The following is a 3,626-nucleotide window of genomic DNA, read 5'->3' as shown; positions in this document are numbered from 1 at the left end:
AATTCCGTAAAGAAACCATGTCGTCCCGCCGCGTGCGCTGAGAGGTACGGAATGCCAGCGCGCTTGCAGATTGTCAGCCATGCTGAACGGTAGCCGGTCGGGGTTGCATAGCCGAATACTCGGGCCGGCAGGACTGCCCCTCGCCGGGTATCAACCGGACGCCGTGCCGGTAGGTTTGCCAGTTCGACAACCATCGCCCGGCTGATCGTGACCCATTGCTCCGGGTGTCCTTTTTGGGCCTTTAGCCTCACGCGGCTGTTCATGAGGTCGAGGTCGCGCTTTGTCAGCGCCACGGCCTGCCCTATGCGCGCGGCGGTCTCAAACATAAATGCGGCTAGCGCGCGGTTGTATGGATCGGCGGCAGCGCGGAAGGCCTCCAGCCAGTCGCGCGTGGCGGGCGTGCTGGGCACCCGAGTGACTTTCCCGCGTGATTGGTCCTGTGTCACCCTTTGCATCTGGGTGTAGCGCTTGACCTTAATCGGGGCGCATTTTCCGAGGTCATGAGCGTTGTTGATCACCGCCCGCGCGGGCGTCACGATCTCGCGCCACCACGTATCGGTGCCAGCGTCGGGTCGTAGTTTTGGGCCGAGGTCGCGAAGGGTGCGCGGGGTCACCTCGGACACTAAGCTGCTGCCGATCTCGGCAACAATCGGTAGCAGCATGCGAGCCGTTTTGGCGTTGGTCTGATAGAGCAATACCGCGTCTGCAAATGTCAGTCCGCGCTCTTCCTCGCCAACAAGGTAACGCCGGATCGCCCGATCCTCTTCGGCCCTGCACCAGTCGCGCGCGCCAGCTTCGTCAGATGCTCCAGTGCTTTTGCGGTAGTATTCGGTGATTGGCCTGCCATTGTACTCGACGCGCCCTTTTGCCCACCAGGTATTGCCACGAAGGTATGCGGTGAGCGGCATCTGGGAGTGGCCTCCGTGAGAATCGTGTCGAGTTGTTGGGGGGTGATGATCATCGCTCGCCCGATGCGATGGCAAGCCCCGAGCTTGTTGGCTCGCTGTTTGATCGTGCGCGCGCTTACCGAGAGCCCCCGGCCCGCCATGATGGCAGACCATTCCTCTGGTGTTTTCCCAGAGTCTAAGATGCCGCCCATGTCAGCCCTCCTCTCGCAGGCGTTCGAAATAGAACGCGACCCTCGCATCGCTCATTGCTCTGCCCTCTCGATCTCGGCCAGGTGGCCACAGTTGGCGCGCACCAGGGCAGCTGCGACGGGCGGGCAAACGCTGTTGCCGCAGCAGCTCACCTGCACATGCCCCGGAAAGGCGCGGAATTTCGGGGCTTGTGCGCCGCCATCATGCCCCACCGCAGGGCAATTATGCCGTGATCAAGATCGCGGAAGAGGCGCGGGATAACGCGCGCCGTCGCACGATTGTGCAAGAGCGCCTGCGTGACGGCGTGGCGTCCGATGAGGATCGGCGCTGGTTGCGCGATTGGGAGATGGATCAAGAGGCGGCACTGGCATTGGTGCGAGCCGGGCAGGAAAAGAGGGGCGAGGTATGACGCAGATGGGCATGACGGCGCAGGGCTATCCGGTGGTGGGCGAGAGTGCGGACGCGGCACGGCTGCGGGCTGAGCGCGAGCGGCTGGCTGAGCTCAAGGCGCGGGCCTCTGTGCCGGATCGCTGCGGGCCGGAGATCATTGCGCAGCCTGCGCGCGGGCCGATGGTGGCGCAGGCGCCAATGGGGTTGATTCCGGATGGTAGCGAGAGCGGGTGGAAGCGCGAACACCTCGGGTATCGTGGTCGAGATCACGCGCGGCAGGCTGATGCGTTTGACCTGATGGAGTTGCAGGCCCGCCGTGCGGCAAAGGGCGGCGAGGTGGCGCCTTTGTTCACGGCGGCGCAGGTGGGCGCAGCCCGCCGCTATGCCATGTTGGTGGAGCGCCACGATGCGGCAGGCATGCGGTGCTCGTCGGTCGAGGCGCAGCGGTCATCCGGTGGCTGCGGTGGTGGGTCATTCATGGACACCATACTGTATGAGGGTGACGTGATCCGGGTCATGCGCCGGGCGATTGGCGATGGCGTGGCCATGGCCGTGCGGCGTGTGCGTCCCTCTGCGCGTGGGGCCCGCGTTGGTATCCGTGATCGGGTGCTGGTGGATTCGGTTTGCCTGCAGGGGCAGACGGTTTCGCAGGTGCTGGAAGCGCATGGTTGGGCGGATAAGGGCGAGAACAGGGCGGTGTGCCGCAAGGCATTGTGCGCTGCGCTCGATCGCATGGCCTTGGCTCGTGTGCTTGTAGATGAAGTTAAGCTGGGGCTTGACGGTTAAGTCCGCCCACGGCATGCTGCTCAGCATACTCGAGAAGTGCGCCCGCAGGGAAACCTGTCGGGCGCTTTCCGTTTCCGGGGGTGGTGATGGACATTAGCTTGACCATCGACACCGGACCATTCACCGCCGCGATGCAAACGCTTGCGGATCGGGATTTGAGGATTGCTGGTGTCTGGGCCGTGAACGACATGGCCGAAGAAATCCGGCAAGACGTGTCCAAGCGGATGACTGTCGTGTTTGATCGTCCGACGCCTTGGAGCTTGAATGCCTTCATGGTCTGGCGCGCAACGCAGCAGACCATGGCCGCCTCGGTGCAGTTGCGGCCATCTGCCGGATCTCGCCATTACCTGCATGTGCAGGAAGAGGGCGGGCCAAGGCCGCAAACCGGGTTGGAAAAGGCCCTGAATATGGCGCTGGCGGTAGATGGCGATGTGCGCTCGGTCATTCCTGGCGAGTTCGCCAAGCTGGATGCCTATGGCAACTGGTCGCGGGGCGAGCGCAATCAGGTCATGTCGCAGCTCAAGGTGCAACGCGACGCTGCCGCAAATGAAACGGTCGCCAGCCGCAAGCGCGCTCCGAGGCGCTCGCGCTACTTCGTGGCCAGCAAGGGCTTGGCGCCGGGTGTCTATCGCCGTGACGAAGTGGGTGGTGCAGCCCTGCGGGTGCTGAAGCTATCGGCCAAAGTGCCGGTCTATCAGCAACGGCTTGGGTTCTATGAAGGGGCGCAGCGCCTCTTTGAGGCGCGGATGACTGACCATCTGACGCGGACCATCGGCCAGATCATCGCCAAGCGATTCGGGTAGGCCTTTGGGTCCTTCCCCGGCATTCCCTGCACGCGGGTAATTCGAACCCCGTTACATGAGGGCCGGGGAAAATTTTGCATGGTGCATGTTACCGTGCTTGTTGTTGTTCTGAAAAGGAAAAATCGTGTCACACCTCATCGCGCTGTCGGATGGGGAGGTGCTGGACGTGGCGGCATGGCCTCTGCCCGATGCGGTCGAGGATGGTGTGCTGAACCGTTCGCAGCTCGCCCGTGCGTTTGAAGTGACGGAAAACACCGTCACCAAATGGATGTCGCAAGGCATGCCGGTCTTGTCTGAGGGGCAAAACGGCGTGGCGTATGAATTCCAGTTGTCGCATTGCTGGGCGTGGCGCGCTTGGCGGGCTGACAAGATCCGCGCGACCAAGGCGCGCGGGGATCAGATCGCCGCACAAGCAGCGCTGGCTTTCCGTAACTTGGATGATGATCAGGCCGAGGCCGAAGCCGGGATGACGGCGGCAGAGGTGCGGGCATGGTCTGAGGCTGAGTACGCCCGCAACCGCCTGGCCGAACAACGCGGCGATTTGATCCGC

At 63.3% G+C, this 3,626-nt stretch carries 5 protein-coding genes; 4 read left to right on the top strand and 1 reads right to left on the bottom strand.

What is annotated here, in order from left to right:
- Positions 1-908 (bottom strand): site-specific integrase (locus JNN06_RS02620; RefSeq protein WP_291238043.1); only part of this gene is annotated, 908 nt, incomplete at its 3' end.
- 418 nt (positions 909-1,326) lie between these two features.
- Between JNN06_RS02620 and JNN06_RS02615 the strand changes: the two genes are divergently transcribed.
- The 4 genes from JNN06_RS02615 to JNN06_RS02600 form a co-directional block, all read left to right on the top strand.
- Complete coding sequence (locus JNN06_RS02615; protein ID WP_291238042.1) at positions 1,327-1,506, top strand: hypothetical protein; 180 nt, start codon at positions 1,327-1,329, stop codon at positions 1,504-1,506.
- On the top strand, positions 1,503-2,273 hold the full coding sequence (locus tag JNN06_RS02610; RefSeq protein WP_291238041.1) for a hypothetical protein: 771 nt from the start codon (positions 1,503-1,505) through the stop codon (positions 2,271-2,273). Before JNN06_RS02615 ends, JNN06_RS02610 begins: the two co-directional genes overlap by 4 nt.
- Positions 2,274-2,359: 86 nt before the next feature.
- Positions 2,360-3,076, top strand: a complete 717-nt coding sequence (locus JNN06_RS02605) for a hypothetical protein (RefSeq protein ID WP_291238040.1) — start codon at positions 2,360-2,362, stop codon at positions 3,074-3,076.
- A 124-nt stretch (positions 3,077-3,200) separates the two neighbouring features.
- A partial coding sequence (locus JNN06_RS02600) for a terminase small subunit (RefSeq protein WP_291238039.1) occupies positions 3,201-3,626 on the top strand: 426 nt, incomplete at its 3' end.

Source organism: Gemmobacter sp. (genome assembly GCF_016792925.1).
In the GTDB taxonomy this organism is placed as follows: domain Bacteria; phylum Pseudomonadota; class Alphaproteobacteria; order Rhodobacterales; family Rhodobacteraceae; genus Gemmobacter.
Note: the sequence above shows the minus strand (reverse complement) of the source record. Positions and strands in the feature narration are given on the sequence as shown.

Bases quoted from the DNA above. Each gene is read 5' to 3' on its own strand.
- JNN06_RS02610 (WP_291238041.1), top strand. From the start codon at position 1,503: ATGACGCAGATGGGCATGACGGCGCAGGGCTATCCGGTGGTGGGCGAG.
- JNN06_RS02605 (WP_291238040.1), top strand. From the start codon at position 2,360: ATGGACATTAGCTTGACCATCGACACCGGACCATTCACCGCCGCGATG.